Origin of the sequence: Nostoc sp. FACHB-110 (assembly GCF_014697425.1) — a bacterium.
GTDB lineage: Bacteria > Cyanobacteriota > Cyanobacteriia > Cyanobacteriales > Nostocaceae > Nostoc_B.
On sequence record NZ_JACJRU010000021.1, the window covers coordinates 1 to 22404 of the forward strand.

Consider the following 22404-nt stretch of genomic DNA (forward strand, 5'->3'; position numbering starts at 1 on the left):
CACGCAGAACATCTCTGGAGTCCTTCTTACTTTGCTTGCTCTGTGGGAGGAGCGCCGATTGAAGTCTTGAAATCGTATATTAAGAATCAAAATTCGCCCTAGAAGGGTGAGGCTTGTATCCCCTTCTTTTGGTCATACTTCCTCGGCCATGCTGTACCCCTATATTTCCCACTAGGTAAGGGTAAGGAGGTCATCGACAGGCTTTATTTTTAGCTGGCAAAACCGAGTTCAATTTTCAGCACGAAGTGTCTCAAAATTTTTGAACCTATTTTTGGGTGTGAAAACTTGGGGTGATACTGGGAAAATTTCACAGTATGACTGCGATCGCCTATTTGACCGTATACTTTGTATGTTTTTGGCCCGTAAATCACTTTTGAGAACCGTAGTTCTCGATTGTAATCGAGGTTACGCCGAGCTAGGGCAACTTAGGTCAGAGTTGTCAAACGCGCTATGCCGGGAACCGATACCAGAACGGGATCTAGATCCACTAATCCTTACATTCAAAAATTACAAAACCTGCAAACTCGCTCAAGTCAAAGCGAAACTCCAGAGAGATTTTTGCAAACCAGATACGATCCCTCGCAATTGCTACGGATATCTCAGCAAGCAGCTAGAGATGATTCTTTGTCGCAGCAGGCTTCGGTTAATCAAAACCGCAATTCAGAATTATCGAGACAGAAAGAACTAACTGCTTTTAACAACAGCTTGCAAGAGCAAAGTAAGACCAATGATTTGTATCGTCAAGTATCACTACAGAAAAATACAGATGGGAATAAAAGTTATACCACTAGTGTCAGTTACAACGAAGATGGTGTCATATTTACGCCTCGCCAAGATGGAGTTATTTCTCAACAGCTAATTCCCAGCCAGAAAGACGCGGATTTTAACCGACAAAAAGAGTTGATGCAATTGCAAAATCAGCAAGATTTAGCCAATGCTGACCGCGCACGCTACAACCAGCAACTCATAAATCAACAAAATCAGGCTCACGAAAGAACTCAGCAAGCAGCCCAACTCGCAGCACAGCAAAGATTGGCGCAGATGCAGCAGGATACGGCAATCTTGATTGGCAATCCTGGCGAATCGACTTGGAGGTGGTTCTAATGACTGCGATGAGTGCTATTGGTGGATTTTCCACGCCGATAACTGTTGGCGGATCTAGTTTTGCTAGTACCCAACAATTTAATGCCCAACAACAGGCACAAGACAGAATCAACCAGCTAAAGGATCTCTGGAAGGTAGGCTTTGACCAACGCCAGCAAGAAGCAGAGACTAACGCATCCAGAGCCTTCAAATACCGTGACCTAGAATCACAGCGTGATTTTGGGCAAAATCGCACTCTACAAAAAGACACCCTAGACTCGGCTGAACGCCGGGATGCAGCACAGATAGCGGCGCGGGAACGGATGCAGCAGGCTGGCTTTGGTCAAGAACGCGATATGGCTGGGCTGCGTAGCCAAATAAAACAACGTGAAAAGTCTGAGGATCGGTCTGCCGCGATCGCGTCCTTCCGTGGTAGGCGTTAACTCTTACTATCTCTAAACATTTGTGACTAGAAACACCCCACAACACAAGGTAGATGAAATTCGCTCTAGGTTGAGTGCTGAACGGCTGCGGGAATTTGACGAGTTTTGTAAACACAATCGCAACACTACAGCCATTCGCCAGTTGCTTGAGGAGTGGGGTTACAAGGTTTCTCAATCGGCAGTCCAAAACTGGTATCGGGCATTTTTCCCAGTGGGGGATGAGGCGAGAAAATTTAATGCGATCGCAACGGCCTTCTCAGGTGTAGAGGTTGAGGATGCCTTGCAAAAGCTACTGGTGGTTAATGCCAACCTGATTGATGACTTGACGAAGGCACTTAATGAGCGTGGCGGTATGGGTGAGATGCGGCTTGAGCAGTTGCTTGTGGCTGTACCGCAGTTATCTCGAGAGGTTCGGGCGTGCGCGGAAGCTGTAAATAGTTTGAAGTATGTGCGCGATCGCAAAGCTTTGGAAACGGCAGGGGCATATCGAGCAATTCAAGAACTCAAGCTGATATTTACTGATACGCCCTTTGAAACAGCATTAGCAGAAGCAGCCAAGGGTGTTCTTACCCGGCTTGAGGAAGAGTAGCCATGACCTCGGTTTTAAACTGCTTACCAGGACTAAAGGCGGGGACGGTGGTAGCCGGGATAATCATCTTTTCGTTTGTCTTGGGGTTGCGTCCTTCCCGTTCTTTTCTTGCTCTGGCTTCAAACGAACCGAATCCAACGAGTATCACTTTCCCACCGTTGGCGACTGTCTCAACGATGGTGTCTGTTGTGGCGTTCAAGATTGTCTCAGCTTGCTTTTGGCTGACGTTTGCTTTGGCGGCAACTGCTTGTATCAATTCTGCTTTGTTCATAAGTAAAAACAATGGCGACACGAATCTATAAGCAGTATAGGGACAAAGCTCGTGAAGCCGCCAGATCAGCGACTATTGCGGCGCGATCGCCGGAAGCTTTACGGGCTTGGAATGATGTTATTTGCTTTGGTGAATATGTAGCGGGGAAGGTAGCTGCGAAGCATCACCGGGAATGGTTGGAAGAACTAGTTACTCTTAAAAATTCACAGACACTTGGTCTAGTGGCTGGTGATGATCTCAGCATTCTTGCACCAAGAGGAAGTGCTAAGAGTACCTGGATTGCGATTTGGGTAGCGTGGGTAATTGGTCACAATCCCGGCATTCAAATTATTTATGTTTCTTACTCTGAGTCTGTCGCCTTGTCGCGTAGCCGCATCATCAAGCGGATTATCAAAAGTGCCAAGTACCGCGAAGTTTTTCCCAACGTATTGCCTGGAACACGCTGGAGTGATACTGACTGGGAAATTAGAAAAGACTTTGCGGGAGTTGATGACTTAGATTCTGACTATACCTTTTATGCTACAGGTATCACTGGTTCAATCACTAGCCGCCGGAGTGATTTGGTGGTGTTTGATGATATCATCAAGTCTTCTGAAAGTATTGAAAACCCAGAAGTCAGAGAGAAAATTACTACTAATTATTCAGAAGTCATCGACCCCACCCTGAAGCCTGGGGGACGAAAGGTTAATATTGGTACTCGCTTTCGTGCCGATGATATTCACTGCACTGATTTCACTCCGGCTCAGGGTTGGAAAGTGATTGAGCAACAGGCAATCATCGACGATAAAAACGGAGAAGAGGCAAGTTACTGGCCTGAACGTTTCACCCTGGAAAGTTTACAAAAACGCCGAGAGCGCAAACCAATTATCTTCTCATTCCAATACCAGAACCGGGTGATGCGAAGTTCAGAAACTTCCATTGATCCAACCTGGATTAAACATGGTGAGTTCCCCGACAGATTTGATTCGCTGTGCATTGGTGCGGATTTGTCAGCCTCGCTCAAGGAACGCTCAGATTACACAGTGTTTGTTCTTGGCGGTAGGCTGGGCAATCAGTTCTATGTTCTCGATATCCGGCGGGGTCGGTGGAGTGGCAACATTGAGAAGCTCGACCAGATTATTGAGATGTGGGAAGACTGGGGGGAACTTTCGGTAATGTTGTGCGCGGAAACTGTGGCTTATCAAAGTTCACTCAAGGGGGATTTCACTCACTACTTGGTGAATGAGAAGCAGATTTTCAATATTCAGTACCAGCAGCCAACGACCAAGGGGGATAAGTTACAACGGCTGCGAGGTGTGTCGGGGTTGTTTCAGAACGGGTTGGTGACGTTTAACCAATACCGGATGATGGGGCGGTTGGTTGATGAATTGATTAACTTTGGTGCGATTGATAAGCTTACTCGTTCAACTCACTTCTTGCACCTGGAAATAGAGATGTCAAAACCACAACTACGTGTAAGGGTAGCGAGGCGTTCAATCTTAAGTAAAAGAAGAGACACAACTATTTGGGGAAAAATAGATTCAAGTGCTGTTTGTGCAGCCTGACCCCAATCAGGTGGTGATGTTGAGTGAGTATTTAGATAAGTCCAATGAGCGATGAGATAAGCGGTCAGAGAAAGAATCAACCAGCGATACATTCCCTTGAGAGTACCCTGTCCAAAACGGTGCAAACCAAAACGATGCTTTGCGGTTTTAAACCAGCCTTCAATTTGCCAACGGCGCTTACCCCACCACTTTAGGGTAGAAGCTTTGATGGGACGGGTAGACAAAACAAAGCGTTTTTCTAGCTTGCCATTATCACGTTTTAAATAATACCAAGAAACAGTGACTGGAAAATTTAAACCAAACAGATAAACCTGTTGCCCTTGTTTATGTAAACGTCTTAAAAGTCTACCATCAGCTAATTTGCGACTAATAGCTACACCTGTAACGGCATGATATTTAAGCTGACGTATACCTTCCAGAAATTCGACACTACCAAAAGCTGTATCAGCTAAAATAATTGTTTCAAAGCGTTGAGTTAATTCTTGAGGTAAACGTTTAACAAGTTTCAATCCTAGCTGTGCTGGTGAAGGTGTTCCCTTACCTCTCCAAACCCGAAAATTCCAAGGAATACGACATCTTCCAATTACTAAGCTCAGATATTGCTTGTCTAATTACCGATTCTGGCAATAGTTCTTTAAAAGGTAGCCCCAAACTCTGACTAAATTTGTCCTTGAGAATTTGTACTCTTAATGTCACAGTAGTAGTAATTTTGGTTTTGGCTTGCTCGTTTCAATTAAAGTATCTAATGAACGAGTAAGCTTTTTCTACCTCCAAAAGTTTTTTGAAACATCTCTGCTTTCTGGCACTTTCCTTTCCGCTGCTTCTTTAAACACATAAACGCGCTTGTTTGTGCTAACTAATGCTATTACTGTGGACTTAGGCATCCCAAGCCGTAGCTTTTATTCTGTAACACTTTGAGCTTTTCTTAGTGCCATTCAGTCATAATACACAAGAGCAAAAATCTGGTAGAGTAACTCGGACACGTAAGCTGAAAACTAATTTCGGCAAAATTTTTAGGTGTATAGGCAACTACTAACTAGGGAAAAAACATGAAAGCTTTTCTCTTTGTCACTGATTTAGATCACACTCTTGTAGGTAATGACAAAGCTTTAGTAGAACTCAGTGAAATTCTCAGCCAACATCGCCAAGAGTACGGTACAAAAATTGTATATTCTACAGGGCGATCGCCTTTACTTTACCGAGAATTGCAAGTTGAACAAAATTTGCTCCAACCAGACGCGCTTGTCTGTTCTGTAGGTACAGAGATTTACCTCAATCACAGCGATACCCCAGACGCAGAGTGGTCAGATATTCTTGCGTCTGGATGGAATCGAGAATTAATATTTTCAGTTACTCAGTCTTTTCCTGAGTTAGAACCACAACCAGACTCAGAACAACGTCCTTTTAAGGTCAGTTTTTTCTTAAAAGAAGAATTTGCAGATAAAATTTTACCACAGATTGAGACAAAATTACAAAAATATGGTTTAAATATAAAGTTAATCTATAGCAGTGGTATCGACCTCGATATTGTGCCGCATAAAAGTGATAAAGGTCAGGCAATGCAGTTTCTCCGGCAAAAATGGAAATTTGCAGCAGAACAAACAGTTGTCTGCGGTGATTCAGGTAATGATATTGCTTTGTTCGCTGTGGGCAATGAACGGGGAATCATAGTTGGTAATGCCAGACCAGAGTTACTCAAATGGCATACTGAGTATCCTGCTGACTATCGATACTTAGCACAAGATGATTGTGCTGGGGGAATTCTAGAAGGTTTAAAATATTTTGGATTCTTATGATTAGCTATCTCAAAGGTATTATTGCTGGTGTTCAGACAGTTAGTGGTAATCGCGTCATTTTGACTATCGAAGTCAATGGCATAGGTTACGATTTGCAAGTACCTCAGCGTTTAGCACAACAGTTACCAGAATCGGGAGGAGTAGCCCAAATTTTCACTCATTATCAAATTCGGGAGGAAGTGCCTTTACTTTATGGTTTTGCCTCGCCTGCAGAGCGCGATTTGTTTCGCCACTTGCTAACGGTTAGCGGGATTGGTGCGGCGTTGGCCATCGCACTTTTAGATACTTTAGAATTACCAGATTTAGTGCAAGCGATTATCGCTGGCAATACCCAAATCTTAATTCAAGCTCCTGGTGTGGGCAAAAAAACCGCAGAACGCATCTGTTTGGAACTCAAAAGCAAATTGATTGAGTGGCGTAAATCAGCTGGGTTCTTCGTGGCTACAGGCGGCCCAGCACCAGGGATTTTGGAAGAAGTGCAAATGACTTTGTTCGCCTTAGGGTACACAGCGCACGAAGTTAGCCACGCCTTACACGTCGTGAGTGAAGACATTGGACTACCCAAAGATGCTTACGTGGAAGATTGGATTAAACAAGCCATCGCCCACCTCAGCAGCGAACAAGTTCAATAGTTAGTGCTAAGTGCTGTGTGCTGAGGAGCCACTGCGTTGGGCGGGTTCCCCCACTTGAAGCAAGTGGCGTTGCTGAGTGATGAGTTTAAAAACGTCCACAACTGCAAATCGGTAAAATCTGGAATCACCATAAATGCACCGATTTCTTGCAGAATTTGTGGATTGTGGGTAGAAGCAATCCCAATGGTAGGAATATTAGCAGCAACAGCAGCGCGAATACCCGAAGGAGAATCTTCTAGGGCGATGGCTTGATGTGCATTAATCCCCAAATTGTCTAAAGCAACTTGATAAGGCGTAGGGTCAGGTTTACCAGCGGTGCAATCCTCTGCCAAAATTACTGTATTAAAAGCTTCTTTAATACCCAACACCTCTAGCATGAATTCTGCATTTAATCTCGGGGCATTTGTGACTAATGCACGTTTAAGTTGATGCGCCTCTGTCCAAGCGATGAGTTCAGCAAATCCACCTAAAGGTTGCAAATTGGGTGCTAGTTCCCGAAAAAGTGCTTCTTTGTCGTCGGCAAACTTTTGACCTTCTGCTGCTGATAATTGTGGCAAGATATCTTTGACAATTTCTGGGTTTAACCTACCACTAATCCGAGATTTATAAAATTTTTCGTCAATGTCTATGTTGTAACTTGCCAACATTTGCTGCCAAGCTTGGTAGTGAATTGGGTCAGTGTTAACGATAGTGCCGTCTAAATCAAAAAGGATGGCAGCCAGCATATTTTTTAACTGTAAATAAATGTAAACTTTATTTACCTATATTACCTTGTTTGATTCTCTTGAGAGTCAATGAAATCAAGAAATACGTGTATTATGGTCTGTCAATATTTATCATGGTGAATTGATTTGCGCCCTTGGTGACTAAAACGTATTTCCTTGAAGATTTCCTACTTCACACTTCATCCTTGAGACTTCAAAAATGGTAGCTGCTAAGAAATTTTTTCGTGTTGATGATTTACAGGTACAGATTTACAATTCTGAAGCAGAAATGGCTGAAGATGTTGCACAAATCACCAGCAAGTATTTAGAAGCTATCCTGCAAAAACAGGGTAAAGCTGCTGTTTTATTAGCGACAGGGAATTCGCAAATTAAATTTTTGGATGTTTTAATAGCCTTGGGTAGTGTAGATTGGTCAAAAGTTACTTTATTTCATTTAGACGAATATTTAGGAATTACGGCAGAACATCCTGCAAGTTTTCGGCGTTATCTGCGAGAACGGGTAGAAAATAAACTTGCTCCACAGCAATTTCACTATATAGAAGGTGATACATTAGAACCGATTAAAGAGTGCGATCGCTATACTCAACTATTGCAAGCACAACCAATTGATTTATGCTGTTTGGGCATTGGGGAAAATGGACATTTGGCTTTTAACGATCCTTCTGTAGCTAATTTTCAAGATGCTGATGGTGTTAAGTTGGTCAAATTAGACGATGTAAATCGTCAGCAACAAGTCAACACTGGTCAATTTCCCAATCTTGATAGCGTGCCGCAGTATGCTTTTACTGTGACTCTTCCTTTAATTTGTTCGGCTAAAAAAATTATCTGTTTAGCACCAGCACAACGCAAAGCCCAGATAGTTAAAAAAATGTTACAAGAATCTATTACTACTAGTTGTCCTGCTTCTATTCTCCGCCATCAACCACAAGCAACATTATTTTTGGATGATAACTCTGCTAGTTTGTTATCGGGAAAATAGACCCACAAACAAATCTGGTTATTGCGTCCGTTTTATGGTGGAGCATTAAAACCGCAGTTTTATAGAAAGGCTCAAAAACTTAAAACCCAGTCACAGAAATAAATACAGCCTATATTTAGGTTTTATTTATTATTCTGTTCCATAAAATGAACTGAAGAACCACAAATCTTGAGAACTAAAATTTCATTAGGGAATTTTCTTGTTCAGCCGCTAAACATTGATAATTAACTCTCGTTTCTGTTTAAGAATGGCTAAATATTCGCTACGAGTTCCATCTACGCGGTAATGATCGCAAATACGACAAAGTTTAAGAATATCTAATCGACTGAATACTTTCTGACGTTCAATTCCATTATCGTTTCGCCACCGCCAAAAGGTTGTACGATCAATACGGCGATCGCTCTCCGGCCATCTTCTACGTGATAAAAAATCTACTAACTCTTCTTCGTAAAATACGTAGCCTTTAGGTAGCTTGAGGAGTTCTTCTCTTAAATCATTTAGCGGTATGAGTGGATCTAGCTCAGATAGTCTCATGCCAGCAAGCCCTTATAATTACGTATACGTCCAATGAGATAGAACGTTTTATTCAACACAGAATCAACCATCTAAATATTTAGATAGCCGAGTTTATGGCTAAGAATAGATGGATGAGATAGGAGAGTGATTGTATACATCACCCTACCATCTTAAATGTCCACTTTTCTCAACAAACGGTAAAAATTTAGGTGATTTAATCACACACAATAAACTGATCAATATTGAATTGCAACCCATATGCAACAAAATCAAGGCTAAAAAATTGGTAATTTTATTTGGATCAGTTATAGCGTCTTTTTGAATTTTGGATGATGAAAGCCTTGTATATTAAGCTTTTCAGCCTTCTATCTCTGGATGTATTTTTTGCATTGGAGTTTATACAAGTATTCATGTAAATCTAATTACTCTTATAAGCTCTTTGTTGCTTGATATTATGCTAAAGTTAGCCCTAGCTTTGATGAGTAACTAGATACTTGATGGTTAAAAATATGAATACTTGAAATTTTGAAGTTTCCGTAAACTATAGAGAAAATCTACTTTTAGATAGATGTAATCTCTTTGTATCAATATAGTAATCGCCACAATGATGGAAGTAAATCAAGTAGCGATCGCTAAGATTATCCTACATTCACCCAAAAATCTGCTGTGTTAATTTTTCCATTGCGATTAAACTGCATCCAAAGTTTATATGTTCCAGGTTGGGGAAAATGGGTCAAAAATTCTATCTGACCATCTGGACTATTTTTGATAGCATGAGCATGAATATAATCAGCGATCGTCAAAGGTGAGGAACTTTTAATAATTACTAAATGACCTCTTTCACCTAAATAAGGTTTTAAATCTTTAATTGACTGATTATTTTCTGCATCTTGAATTGCAAATTTTAAAGATACCTCTTGACCTGCCCGAATATTTTTATCTGGGAGATTAAAATTAACCTTAACATTAGATATAACTTTGTTTTTTTCAAACTTTTCTAAATTTTTGGGGAGGGGAATTGCACCAGGAATTTTCACTTGCATTAATGAAACTGTTTCTTTTTGTCCAGCAGGTTGATAATCACTAAACAGATAATAATTACCGGAACTGGAAAAGTTTGGATTAATTTTAAAACTGCCATTACCTTGATAATCTGGATGTATGTGATCAAAAGTTGCTAAATCCTCCCTAACAATAATTAAATGCATTAATTTCTCTTGAAAAGTGTCAAATTTATCTATGGTTTTTCCAGTAGAATCTTGAATATTAATTACTAAATCAATAGGCTGATTCACAACCAACTTTTTTGGTGTAATTACCAGAGCTTGAGATTGCTCTGCTGTGTGTTCGTGATGTTCTGTGTGATTTGTATCACTGCTAGAAACTCGTGTTTCGTTTGATGGCGTTACTGAAGAGCAACTAGAAGCTAGCAATAAGCTAGTTGATACAATTATCTCCGTAATAAAACGCTTCATATTGCTTTTAACCTCTGTATAAACTCAGTACTGAAATAAAAAATCCACTGTACTGCGCTCAGAGTAATTAAGCAATGGTAAACTACTTAGATAAAAATAGATACTAAATATCATTTTGTTGCTCGTAGCATAACTAAGCAGCCTAAATGTTATTAAGGAAAAATTCATTTCATTGATACTCAGCTATGTAAATGTTGCATAGATGATTAGTTTGTATATCAAATCACCAGCCAAATAATTTGACGATTATGTTATATTTGTGATGTAAATATACATCAAGATCAGAATATGTACGGTCACTAAAAAGCTCAAGTTTGAGATAACTTAATTACAATCAATATTTATTAAATTTTTTAATTTAAAAAAGATTAATTTTCCAGTGTGAAAGATATCGATAATCGGTAGGAGTAAATATACGGATGAGAGAAAAAACTTGGGCTGGCATTGAATGTTTTAGTAAAAAACTTCACCCTATAATAGGTTTTGAGAATGTCATTATTAGATAATTTTTTTTTAATAACCAATTTATTCCCCACGGACATTGTTATCTCTGGCAGCCTGAATTAGTCCGGTTGCATGTTATATCCGATTTACTAATTGCTATAGCTTATTTTTCTATTCCAGTCATTCTCATTTATTTTGTCCGCAAGCGAAGAGATGTTCCCTTTGATTGGATATTTTTGATGTTTGGTGCATTTATCATTGCGTGCGGTACAACTCATGTAATGGAAGTGATTACATTATGGCATCCTATCTATTGGTTATCAGGGTTACTTAAAGCTATTACTGCTTTTGTTTCAGTAACTACAGCTATTCAGCTTTTTCCTTTATTACCGCAATTACTTGCTTTACCTAGTCCTGCACAATTAGAAGCGGAAATTGCCGAGCGCAAACGTACAGAAGAGATATTAAGAGAAAACGAACAACGCTGGCAGTTAGCATTAAATGGTAATAATGATGGCATCTGGGATTGGAATGTCAAAACTAATGAAGTATTTTTCTCAACTCGTTGGAAAACAATGCTCGGTTATGAAGAGCATGAAGTTGCTAATCAACTACAAGAAATCTGGCTGAAAATTCATCCTGAGGATATTGATTTTGTGATTAAAACAGTCCAAAATCATTTTGCTAAAATCACGCCGTTTTATACAGCAGAATTTCGTGTGCTTTGTAAAGACGGAACATATAAATGGATTTTAGACCGTGGTCAAGCATTGTGGGATGAAGATGGTAAAGTAGTGCGGATGGTAGGTTCACATACGGATATTACTGAGCGCAAACAAGCAGAAGTTACTATTAGTAAATTACTGACACAGCTAGAAATTAAAGTTGAAGAACGAACAGCAGAGTTAAAAAGAATTAATACCTCTTTACAAACAGAAATACAAAAGCGTCAAGAGACAGAAACAGCATTACGCGAAAGTGAAGAGCGATTTCGGACTGCTTTCCATCAAGCCGCCGTTGGAATTGCTCATATTGGCCTAGATGGCAAGTGGTTATTAGTCAATCAAAGATTGTGCGATATTGTTGGTTATACACCACAAGAGTTGCAGTCACGCACTTTTCAAGAAATTACTCACCCAGATGATTTAGAAGCGGCTCTGAAATACGTTGAGCAAATGCTTATAGGTGAAATTCAAACCTATACAATGGAAAAACGCTATTTTTGCAAAGATGGTTCTCTAGTTTGGATTAATCTCACTGTCTCTTTAACCCACACAGATTTCGGTTCTCCAAAGTATTTTATTGCTGTTGTAGAAGATATTAGCGATCGCAAGCATTCCCAAAAACAAATTCAAGCATCACTTTTAGAAAAAGAAGTCCTACTTAAGGAAATTTACCATCGAGTTAAAAATAATTTACAGGTAATTTCTAGCTTGCTTAACTTGCAATCTGAATATATAAAAGATAAGCATGATATGGAAATTTTCCAACAAAGTCAACAGCGCATTGCTTCAATGGCTTTGATTCATGAAAAAATGTATCAATCCCCTGACTTAGCGCGAATTGATTTTGGTGAGTATATTCAAGACTTAGTTGCGAGTTTATTTAGCTCTTACGAAATCCAAGCAGGTAACATTTCGTTAAAGCTAAATCTTGATACTCATGTCCTCTTAGGCTTAGATTTGGCAATTCCCTGTGGCTTAATTATTCATGAATTAATTTCTAATTCTTTGAAATATGGTTTTCCACAAGGTGGAGAAGGTGAAATTCATATCGATATCAGAAAAAATCATCAACAACAATGTATTATCACTGTCCGCGATAATGGGGTAGGCTTACCAGCTAATTTTAATTTTAAAAATACCCCATCGTTAGGCTTGCAATTAGTTAATGCACTGACTTGTCAATTAGCAGGAGATATCCAAATAAAAAATAACAATGGTGTAGAATTCCAAATAATATTCCCTTTCATTTAAAAAAATATATACATGACAGAAGCGAATATTTTAGTTGTAGAAGACGAGGCGATTGTTGCAAAAGATTTACAAAATAGACTGAAAAAATTTGGTTATGCTGTTCCTGCAATTGCTTCTTCTGGTCAAGAAGCAATTAATAAGGCTGTGGAGATTAAACCTGATTTAGTACTAATGGATGTGAGACTCAAAGGACAAATGGATGGGATTGAAGCAGCCGAAGAAATCCATAAATATTTAGATATTCCTATAATTTATTTAACTGCATATGCTGATGAAAATACCTTAGAAAGGGCTAAAATAACTGACCCTTTTGGTTATTTATTAAAACCATTTAAAGAAAGAGAACTGCAAACAAATATTGCCATAGCCTTGACTAAACATAGACTAGAAAAGCAATTAAAAGCTAACGAAAAGTGGCTATCTACCTTGTTAAATAGTATCAGCGATGGGGTGATTGCCAGTGATATTCATCAATTAGTAACTTTTATGAATCCTGTCGCTGAAAAATTAACAGGATGGCAACAAGAAGAAGCTTTTGGCAGAAATATTTCTGAAATTTTTATAACTGTGGATGCTATAACTCGCCAACCTATAGAAAATTATCTGCAAAAAGTGATTAAATCAAATCATATAAAATCTCTATCAATCACAACTATTTTAATTGCTAAAGATGGTACAGAAACCCCAATTGATGATAGTGCTTCACCAATTAAAAACGATCAAGATGAAATTATCGGTGCAGTGTTAGTTTTCCGCAATGTTACAGAACGACAACAAGCGATTGAAGCTCGGCAAAAACAAAGAGAACAAGAGCAACTTGTTGCACAATTAGAACAAATTAATTCTCTCAAAAATGACTTTTTGAACTTAGTTTCTCATGAACTGCGATCGCCTTTGTGTAATATCAAAGGCATAATTCAAACTCTCCAGCTTTCGCCAACTTCGCAACAACAGCACTTATTATCGCTCTTAGAAGCCGAGTGCGATCGTGAAATGGAACTGATCAATGATTTACTAGACCTTCAAAGGCTAGAAAACTCATCCTATGTCTTACTCGCTCCTGATGTATTACTGTTACAACAGTGGCTACCTTGGCTAATTGAGCCATTTCAAATTCGTACTCAAGAACATCAGCAAAATTTATATTTAAATCTCGCGGCTAACCAACCTCCATTATTTTCAGATCGTACCAGTTTAGAGCGCATCTTAATCGAATTGCTCAATAATGCTTGTAAGTATACTCCTGCTAGCGGTGAAATTATTTTAGATGTTGGTTATATAGCTGTTGAAGTTCCTCAAAAAACTATAATTACAGTGAGTAACTCAGCCGAAATTCCCGCAACAGAGTTACCTAAAATCTTTGAAAAATTTTATCGTATCACTAACGCTGATATTTGGAACCAAGGTGGTACAGGCTTGGGTTTAGCAATTGTCCAGCGATTAACTGACCAATTACAAGGTAAAATTCAAGTTGAAAGTACCCAAGGATGGACGAGATTTACTTTAATTTTGAGCGATTTAGAACTCAACAGCTAGTACAAACAAGTACTAATTGACAGCAGAATTTAAGTATTATATTAGTTTCTCTAGCTAGCGAGGGATAACTAAATTTATACATCCATCAAAAGATAGGTTAAATAAGTATTAAATAAAATTAAAATCATATTTTGTTATGCCTAAAAAAGTGTATTAGCCTTGGGTTTATACCAAGGCTTTATTTTTACTACTCATATTCCTCAGGCAGAATATATTATCAATTATCGTGATTTATGCCCACAACCTTAAGGTAGATGAAGTGTAAAAATGGTATGTAATACACTAATAGACTAAGTTGTTAAGCCAAGTAAATATATAGCGTTGGTTGTAACCAACGCTTTTTTACAATTAATGATGGTTAAGAATTTTAAAATATAAAATATAAATAGATTTTTGAGAGATTAAAACGCTATTTTTAGCATAGCGATATCAGCTTTTAAATATTTTGTATACATCCTTTAGGAAGATGAACTAACTTAAATACCAAGGTAGATTAGGCTTGGTGTAGTAAATGCTTGGTATACATAGAGGCTTGGCGAGTCCAAGCCTTTTTTCATTTAGAAATGTGAATTAAAATTGAATATCTAAGCTATCACATATTAAAGATAGCTTTTTGCAAAAATTTCCTAGAAACTTAATACACTGACAGCATATTTCATATACATAAGATACATTTTTCTAGTTTCTAGCCTAAGAGGATGTTTTAAAAGTTTTGGGCGAATAGAATTCGCTACTACACAAACAAAGTCCACCTACGTGGACTAATGAAAAATCAATGGTTTTCAACCCACGCAGGTGGGTTTTGTCTGTGTAGCCAAGCCATTGCGTTGGGCGGGTTCCTCGACTCCCTCAGTGGCGCGCGATTTCTAATCGCTAAGAAAAGTAATAAATTAGACTTTTAAAACAACCTCTAAGCTTCTCTATCTCCCCTTAATGACAATGTTACAGAACAAAAAGAACTCATAACACAATAAGCTTGGGTTAAGACTAAAAACCAATTATGGTGTAGGTTGGGTGGAGGAACGAAACCCAACATCCGAGCATACTTTGTTGGGTTTCGCTATCGCTCCACCCAACCTACTTTTCTGCTTAACTGAACTGTATTGACTTATAACAAGCCGCTCGTGCTGTGTTGAAATACCTGGAAGACTTGAACAGAAAGTATTTAACTGCGGTAGAAAAAAAGCCATTGAGTGTGATAGAACAAAAAACTGGGATTAAAGATTGACGTAACCCACGAAAAAACTCGACAATAATAAATACTGATCTTATAATTGTGCAATCAGCTTGATGATTGTCAAATCGAAGCGGGGTCAAAAACCCTGGGGGATTTGCCAAAATCGCCAGAACCTTGACAATGTAATAAATACAGCGTTTTCATTATTGGGAAAGTTGAGAAAATCTCTCAATTAGAGTGGCTGAAATCGACCTATTTTTGAGATTCGTCAAATCGCTTCCCAGGAAGCTTGCTCTAGTTAAGTTTCAGCACCGAGCAGTTTCCAAACCCAATTTCCCCGCAAGGGGACTGAAACAAGACGAAGAAGAAACAATAGTTTTTAAAGCTGGTAGTTTCCAAACCCAATTTCCCCGCAAGGGGACTGAAACATCTTATGCTAGATACTTTACTAGCTTTACAGGCTGATCTTAGTTTCCAAACCCAATTTCCCCGCAAGGGGACTGAAACATCGCTAGACTTCCGAAGTCTGGCATCACGCGTTGAGCGATCGCCGGTTTCCAAACCCAATTTCCCCGCAAGGGGACTGAAACCAGAGACTAGAGGTTGACGAAAGGATAAGACCTCATTAGGTTTCCAAACCCAATTTCCCCGCAAGGGGACTGAAACCACTGCAACTTTAGGGTCGGAGTACATACAGCCATTGTTTCCAAACCCAATTTCCCCGCAAGGGGACTGAAACTCATTAGCGACACGGATGTCGTACCATGCTGGAAACCAGTGGTGAGGTTTCCAAACCCAATTTCCCCGCAAGGGGACTGAAACAAAAATCTGAAGCACCACAAGTAAACGCTTCTACGTTTCCAAACCCAATTTCCCCGCAAGGGGACTGAAACATGACAACATCCTTGTCCATCGTTACTGAGTCAAGTTTCCAAACCCAATTTCCCCGCAAGGGGACTGAAACTTGATAAATACCCGTGGTAAGCGCAACCCAATCTACAAGTTTCCAAACCCAATTTCCCCGCAAGGGGACTGAAACCGACATACGTGTCGCTAACGACACGAGCGGCGTGGGTTTCCAAACCCAATTTCCCCGCAAGGGGACTGAAACGATTGATTGTTCCTTGACGCGGACAATGCGGTTTTGGGTTTCCAAACCCAATTTCCCCGCAAGGGGACTGAAACTCCTCTGGATCTACTTTGAGGAACAGGGCGCGACTCCAAGTTTCCAAACCCAATTTCCCCGCAAGGGGACTGAAACTCACCTTTAGCTTCATCTCTAATTTCTATGCGATCGCTGGTTTCCAAACCCAATTTCCCCGCAAGGGGACTGAAACTAGCCGTGATGTCAGCCACTGGCAGAAAGGCTAAAGGTTTCCAAACCCAATTTCCCCGCAAGGGGACTGAAACGCCGTATGGGTCTTTGCGTACAACACCTGCATTTGCGTTTCCAAACCCAATTTCCCCGCAAGGGGACTGAAACTTCTATGGCAAGAAATAGGAATGAGGACAGCGAAGCGTGTTTCCAAACCCAATTTCCCCGCAAGGGGACTGAAACCGCTTCTCTGGAGTGCTTTTTACAGCTTTCCTCGTGCGGTTTCCAAACCCAATTTCCCCGCAAGGGGACTGAAACGTCAAGCAAGCCTTAGGCCACATGACCGCATATTGGGTTTCCAAACCCAATTTCCCCGCAAGGGGACTGAAACATCAAAAAATCCAGGGCTGCGTACTTGGTCAGCTTGAGGTTTCCAAACCCAATTTCCCCGCAAGGGGACTGAAACGTGAGACGATCAGGGAAGAACTTACTTGAGTAAGGTTTCCAAACCCAATTTCCCCGCAAGGGGACTGAAACACTGATAAAGCGTTGCTGGAATTCATCATCATCGGAAAGGTTTCCAAACCCAATTTCCCCGCAAGGGGACTGAAACTTCAGTGGACTGCCAGCGATATAACCGCTTTGAGTTTCCAAACCCAATTTCCCCGCAAGGGGACTGAAACACTGAGGACTGCGATCGCTGGAACCCCGCCCACTTTGGCGGTTTCCAAACCCAATTTCCCCGCAAGGGGACTGAAACGCGATATCCTAAGCCATCTAATACCGTATTCCATACACGTTTCCAAACCCAATTTCCCCGCAAGGGGACTGAAACATGTTGGGCAACACTATAACCAAACTCTGACTTACCACTGTTTCCAAACCCAATTTCCCCGCAAGGGGACTGAAACGCTTTAAATATCCACTCTTGATAAATAAAGCTATCTGTTTCCAAACCCAATTTCCCCGCAAGGGGACTGAAACAACCATTATAGCCAGTTGCTAATACTTGATTATCCTTGAGTTTCCAAACCCAATTTCCCCGCAAGGGGACTGAAACTCTGTTGGTGGGGGAGGCGCGGGTAGAACCACCAATTCAGTTTCCAAACCCAATTTCCCCGCAAGGGGACTGAAACCCAATCTTTAGATGTCGAAGTCTCCCGACTTCCGAGTTTCCAAACCCAATTTCCCCGCAAGGGGACTGAAACTATGTGTAGCGATCGCTCTGATCCTGCTTGGATTTGTCGGCGTTTCCAAACCCAATTTCCCCGCAAGGGGACTGAAACTTCTAGCTCGGCGTTAAGTTTGTCTTGAACTTGCTTGTTTCCAAACCCAATTTCCCCGCAAGGGGACTGAAACCGTTTTAGACATGCTTATGTTGAAGTCCCAGGTCTTGAGTTTCCAAACCCAATTTCCCCGCAAGGGGACTGAAACCTTGATGGACTAGGATACCGTCACAGAGTACCCGTTTCCAAACCCAATTTCCCCGCAAGGGGACTGAAACTTATTTGTTCCTGGTTACGCCGTAAATGTTGAAAGTTTCCAAACCCAATTTCCCCGCAAGGGGACTGAAACAATCAGCGTCAGTGAGGATTGGAACACCGAATAAGGTTTCCAAACCCAATTTCCCCGCAAGGGGACTGAAACGCGACAGTTGGCGATCGCCATTGCGTTGTCCTCAAGTTTCCAAACCCAATTTCCCCGCAAGGGGACTGAAACCACCCAAATACGCGAGGAATTCGATAACTGTCCATTCAGTTTCCAAACCCAATTTCCCCGCAAGGGGACTGAAACATAATCCTAACTATTTCTTTGCTTATGCGGGAATTGTTAAGTTTCCAAACCCAATTTCCCCGCAAGGGGACTGAAACTTATTTATCTGGCTCTCTTGAGCTTGTTAGGTTTCCAAACCCAATTTCCCCGCAAGGGGACTGAAACACGACGACCTGACACCTAGTGCAGCTTACGAGAACAACGTTTCCAAACCCAATTTCCCCGCAAGGGTACTGAAACCCTCAGCAGCAGTTTTGTCAAACGAACCCTTGCTACGTTTCCAAACCCAATTTCCCCGCAAGGGGACTGAAACGTCAAAAATGCTTCCAGGAATTTATACCTATAAAAAGTTTCCAAACCCAATTTCCCCGCAAGGGGACTGAAACTTCTTGACTAATGCAAACCCAGCTAAGACTTGACTTAAGTTTCCAAACCCAATTTCCCCGCAAGGGGGCTGAAATTCGACTGTTGAAATGTCGCTGGCGATCGCAGTCTTAGCAGTTTCGACAAACTATAATAGACGAAAAGCTATGCAGACTTTTCACGCCATTACGAATCGCACTTCCATCTAAAGTGAAAAGTCAAAAACTTAACTAAGGCTTAAACTTGAGTTCAGAACCTTTAAAGGTTGTTACCTGTGCATACATCAACCCCTGACTGGTTTCATAAGCATCAGAACCACGATAGGGTTCTTTAAGGAAAGGAGCTTCGGCGCGCCACTGAACGTTAATTGTTTGATCTATTTGACTGACATACTCAGCAGTAAAGGTAAGACCGCATAAACCGCCTTGCTCATAAGGTTTGACAAAATCGGTAAATAGGTTTCTGATTTGCGTTCGTCCTTTAACAACAACACCATCAGGTAAATGAATCTCAGCTTTGTTGGGATACTGCGCCATCAATCGTTCTAATTGACAGCTATTTAAGGCCTTAATGTGTTCCTCAACTACCTTAATCGGTGTGGGTTGACGTTTGAGAGTTGGTTCATGATCAAATGGAATCGTTAATTTGTTAATAGGAACACCAAAGAGAAATTCATTAATTCCAGAGAATGCCGAGACTTTCAAACTTGTCACACCAGCAAAACCAACAGCGAGTAATAATACTGCTAAATTCTTAGAGTTCTTCATTTTTACTTTTTAGTAAAAAATAGATAAATTAGACCAATTCTCCGTGAAGCTGCACATTATTTTCACACCGCTAACCTCCCCAACGCATCGGTGAGGAGCAGCAGGCGGTGGGGTTTTTTCTATGAGTATTCATAGAGAATTAGTATCAGATTTATTTAATTTATCAGCTTACTTACTGACATACTATAAAATCTTAAATGAAAAACCTAATTTTTCTTGAACTCTAGATAAAGAACATAGTAGAATCCTCAGCCTTAGTGCATTAAAGGTAGGTTGGGTTACGCTCTGCTTCACCCAACCTACAATTTTTTTGCCACATTTTAGTCTAGACACGCCAGTAGAATCCTCATCGCATTTCACGAAAATCCTGCTCCCTGCCCCTCATTTGTATCAAACTTAAAGTGAAACGGTATCAGCCCTAGTGATGCCTATTTTGATCAAAAGTTGAGTTTTGTAAATCAATGTATCCAATAGAACTAAAGAGGGAAAAATAATTACGTAATATAAAGTTTTTAATCAGTTTAATGAAATTAACTTTGGCTGGCGCGTTATTAATTAGCATTGTTTTTACATCTGTGATTGATTGTAGTGGTGTTCAAGCTCAAGTCACTTCTGATGGTACTCTCAACACTACTATTAGCGGTAATAATCATTACATCATTACTGATGGCACTCGCGTTGGCAATAATCTATTTCATAGCTTCAGCCAATTCTCATTGCCTAGTAACGCTTCTGCCTCATTTGACAATGCTACGGATATTCAAAATATTTTTAGTCGGGTGACTGGTGGTTATGTTTCCCAGATTGATGGTTCTATAAGTACTAATGGTAGTGCTAATTTATTCTTACTCAACCCTGCGGGGATGATCTTTGGGAAAAGTACCAGCTTAAATATCGGTGGTTCATTTGTTGCCACAACTGCAAATAGTATCAAATTTGCTGATGGGGCTGAATTTAGTGCAACTAGACTTGATACCTTGCCATTATTAACGATGAATGTGCCAATTGGCTTGCAGATGGGACAAAATCCCGGAGCGATCGCAGTTCAAGGTACAGGATATAGTTTAAATATTGTGAATATACTTTCTCCGATTGTTCTCACTCCTAGTCTGACACAACTGAAAGTACAACCAGGAAAAACTCTGGCATTGGTGGGTGGTAATCTCAATTTAAATGGAGCAACCCTCACATCTGAAACTGGTCACATTGAGTTGGGTAGTGTGGGTAGCTCAGAACTTGTTGACCTGATATCAACCACTCAAGGGTATACACTGGGATACGGAAAAGTAGACAGCTTTGGCGATATTCAAGTTGCCCAAAAATCCCTCATAGATGTGAGTGGAGCGAATGCAGGCTCCGTACAGATACAAGGTAAGCAGATTCAATTTACCGATGGTTCACTGTTACTGGCGCAAAATAATGGTAATCTCCCTGGTGGTAACTTGCATGTTCAAGCAAGCGAAAGTATCAATCTCATTGGTGCAGTGAGCGGGGTACGGAGTGAAACCTGGAAGCAAGGAACTGGTAGCAATATCAGTGTTATTACCCCCAAACTCAATCTCTATGCAGGAGGAATATTAAGTAGTAACACTTATGGAGTTTCTCACAGTGGAAATATCCAGGTTAATGCCAAAAACACAGAGATATCTGGTTTATCGCCCCTAAATGCCACTGGCAGTTTTATTAATACTAGTACCTTTGGTTCTGGGAATGCAGGTAATATTTTTGTCCAGGGTGATAGTTTACTTGTATCCTATGGTGGTGGAGTGTCTTCCGTCTCGCGGGGTGTGGGTTTTAGTGGTGAAATTGTGGTTCGCAACCAAGATACCACCGTGCAAAGTAGTAATAGCTCTCCCTTCGGCACTAGAATTGCCTCAGTCACCTTCAATGTTGGCAATGCTAAAACCTTAACTATAGATACTGCCAGGTTAAAAGTCATAGATGGTGCTTCAATCGGCACAAGTTCATATTTTATCGGTCATGCTGGAGATGTGAGGATCAAGGCGACAGAATTTGTAGAAGTTAACGGTTACAATCCCTTAACACCGAGTGCTATTAACTCCTCTGCGCTGATGCTCAACCCAGTTTTGCAAAAGTTATTTGGGCTATCAGAATATAAACTGACGGCTGATGCTGGCACTATCGACCTGACGACAGCAAACCTGATTTTGAGGAATCAAGGAACTGTGACTGTGACTAATCAAGGGACTGGTGTTGCTGGCAGTCTCAAAATTCATGCCCATAGTATCCAATCACAAAATCAAGGTTTCATTGAAGCCAGGACAGTATCTGGTAATGGTGGCAACATTGATTTACAGGTGGGTAAATTGTTGCTGTTACGCGATAAGAGCCAAATTACTGCTACTGCAGGCGGTAATGGCAACGGAGGCAATATTACTATCAATTCACCGATTATTTTCGGCTGGGAAAACAGTGATATCATTGCTAATGCCTTTCAAGGCAAGGGTGGCAATATTAACATTAATACTCAGGGTATTTTAGGATTAGAATATGGTTCGCAACTAACACCCAAAAATGATATTGCTGCTAGTTCGCAATTTGGGGTTAATGGTGTAGTCAACGTGAATACTATTGGTGTTGATCCCAATTCTGGTTTAGTTGAATTACCTGGAAATTTCACTGACAAATCACAGCAAATAGCCAGTGGTTGTTCTCATACCAATGGTAGTAGTTTTATCGCTACAGGAAGAGGTGGTGTACCAGAAAATCCGACACAAGAATTGAGGATCGATCGCATTTGGTCAGATATCCGCGATATCTCTGCATTCCAGAAAACCCTACAAGTACAAGCACAAATACCAAAATCTCCAGCAACTCTTGTCCAAGCTACTTCTTGGCGACGTAACGCCCAAGGCAAAATTGAATTAATTAGCGATAAATCTTCTACTCAAGTACAGCCAGCATTAACCTGTGCGGCAATTCCCAAAAATTAAATTTAGCCGTTAACAGCATTAAAACGTACTTCTGGGAACACTAAAT

General features: G+C 40.5%; 16 protein-coding genes, 1 pseudogene and 1 CRISPR repeat array. Of the genes and pseudogenes, 11 read left to right on the forward strand and 6 right to left on the reverse strand.

Translation table 11 applies throughout. The features are described from left to right. From H6G69_RS18975 to H6G69_RS18990, 4 genes are all read left to right on the forward strand, one after another. On the forward strand, window positions 1-102 hold a 102-nt coding region (locus H6G69_RS18975; protein WP_190686431.1), incomplete at its 5' end, for a transposase. A 348-nt stretch (window positions 103-450) separates the two neighbouring features. Beyond that, window positions 451-1104 carry a hypothetical protein gene (locus tag H6G69_RS18980; RefSeq protein WP_190690676.1) on the forward strand — a complete coding sequence of 218 codons (654 nt, stop codon included), beginning with the start codon at window positions 451-453 and terminating at the stop codon, window positions 1102-1104. Then, on the forward strand, window positions 1104-1526 hold the full coding sequence (locus H6G69_RS18985; protein ID WP_190690678.1) for a hypothetical protein: 423 nt from the start codon (window positions 1104-1106) through the stop codon (window positions 1524-1526). Before H6G69_RS18980 ends, H6G69_RS18985 begins: the two co-directional genes overlap by 1 nt. 22 nt (window positions 1527-1548) lie before the next feature. After that, entirely contained in the window at window positions 1549-2115 is a 567-nt protein-coding gene (locus H6G69_RS18990; RefSeq protein ID WP_190690680.1) for a hypothetical protein, read from the forward strand. Here H6G69_RS18990 and H6G69_RS18995 read toward each other — a convergent pair. After that, window positions 2093-2386: an HU family DNA-binding protein gene (locus H6G69_RS18995; RefSeq protein WP_190690682.1), complete on the reverse strand. Its 294-nt coding sequence runs from the start codon at window positions 2384-2386 to the stop codon at window positions 2093-2095. The two genes, H6G69_RS18990 and H6G69_RS18995, sit on opposite strands and share 23 nt — an antisense overlap. Window positions 2387-2397: 11 nt before the next feature. Here H6G69_RS18995 and H6G69_RS33990 point away from each other — a divergent pair, with 11 nt between their 5' ends. Continuing rightward, entirely contained in the window at window positions 2398-3930 is a 1533-nt protein-coding gene (locus H6G69_RS33990; protein ID WP_242072111.1) for a hypothetical protein, read from the forward strand. Here the strand turns inward: H6G69_RS33990 and H6G69_RS19000 are convergent. Beyond that, window positions 3840-4520, reverse strand: a pseudogene (locus H6G69_RS19000) (transposase); the annotation flags it as partial. The gene H6G69_RS33990 and the pseudogene H6G69_RS19000 sit on opposite strands and share 91 nt — an antisense overlap. A gap of 459 nt (window positions 4521-4979) precedes the next feature. Here H6G69_RS19000 and H6G69_RS19005 point away from each other — a divergent pair. Beyond that, window positions 4980-5726, forward strand: a complete 747-nt coding sequence (locus H6G69_RS19005; RefSeq protein WP_190690686.1) for a sucrose-phosphate phosphatase — start codon at window positions 4980-4982, stop codon at window positions 5724-5726. Further along, window positions 5723-6358: a Holliday junction branch migration protein RuvA gene (gene ruvA, locus H6G69_RS19010; protein WP_190690688.1), complete on the forward strand. Its 636-nt coding sequence runs from the start codon at window positions 5723-5725 to the stop codon at window positions 6356-6358. The genes H6G69_RS19005 and ruvA overlap by 4 nt, the downstream gene beginning before the upstream one ends. Here the strand turns inward: ruvA and H6G69_RS19015 are convergent. After that, window positions 6352-7083, reverse strand: coding sequence for an HAD family phosphatase (locus tag H6G69_RS19015; protein WP_190690689.1), 732 nt, complete (start codon window positions 7081-7083; stop codon window positions 6352-6354). The two genes, ruvA and H6G69_RS19015, sit on opposite strands and share 7 nt — an antisense overlap. Before the next feature lie 199 nt (window positions 7084-7282). Between H6G69_RS19015 and H6G69_RS19020 the strand changes: the two genes are divergently transcribed. Then, window positions 7283-8062, forward strand: a complete 780-nt coding sequence (locus H6G69_RS19020; protein WP_190690691.1) for a glucosamine-6-phosphate deaminase — start codon at window positions 7283-7285, stop codon at window positions 8060-8062. Window positions 8063-8272: 210 nt separating this feature from the next. Here the strand turns inward: H6G69_RS19020 and H6G69_RS19025 are convergent, their stop codons facing one another. Continuing rightward, a complete protein-coding gene (locus tag H6G69_RS19025) occupies window positions 8273-8596 on the reverse strand; it encodes a hypothetical protein (protein WP_190690693.1) in 324 nt (107 codons plus the stop codon). A 620-nt stretch (window positions 8597-9216) separates the two neighbouring features. Next, window positions 9217-10053, reverse strand: coding sequence for a hypothetical protein (locus tag H6G69_RS19030; RefSeq protein ID WP_190690695.1), 837 nt, complete (start codon window positions 10051-10053; stop codon window positions 9217-9219). Between the two features lie 572 nt (window positions 10054-10625). On the opposite strand from H6G69_RS19030, the gene H6G69_RS19035 reads away from it, so the two are divergent. Both H6G69_RS19035 and H6G69_RS19040 read left to right on the forward strand, forming a co-directional pair. Then, window positions 10626-12473 (forward strand): PAS domain S-box protein, encoded by a 1848-nt coding sequence (locus H6G69_RS19035; RefSeq protein ID WP_190690697.1) that lies wholly within the window; start codon window positions 10626-10628, stop codon window positions 12471-12473. 12 nt (window positions 12474-12485) lie between these two features. Then, on the forward strand, window positions 12486-14009 hold the full coding sequence (locus tag H6G69_RS19040) for a response regulator (RefSeq protein WP_190690699.1): 1524 nt from the start codon (window positions 12486-12488) through the stop codon (window positions 14007-14009). Window positions 14010-15504: 1495 nt separating this feature from the next. Next, window positions 15505-18735: a CRISPR direct-repeat array (repeat unit 37 nt; unit sequence GTTTCCAAACCCAATTTCCCCGCAAGGGGACTGAAAC). Between the two features lie 132 nt (window positions 18736-18867). On the opposite strand, the gene H6G69_RS19045 is transcribed toward H6G69_RS19040, so the two are convergent. Beyond that, window positions 18868-19404, reverse strand: a complete 537-nt coding sequence (locus tag H6G69_RS19045) for a hypothetical protein (protein WP_190690701.1) — start codon at window positions 19402-19404, stop codon at window positions 18868-18870. Window positions 19405-19928: 524 nt separating this feature from the next. On the opposite strand from H6G69_RS19045, the gene H6G69_RS19050 reads away from it, so the two are divergent. Continuing rightward, window positions 19929-22358 carry an S-layer family protein gene (locus H6G69_RS19050; protein WP_190690703.1) on the forward strand — a complete coding sequence of 810 codons (2430 nt, stop codon included), beginning with the start codon at window positions 19929-19931 and terminating at the stop codon, window positions 22356-22358. Window positions 22359-22404 lie beyond the last annotated feature (46 nt).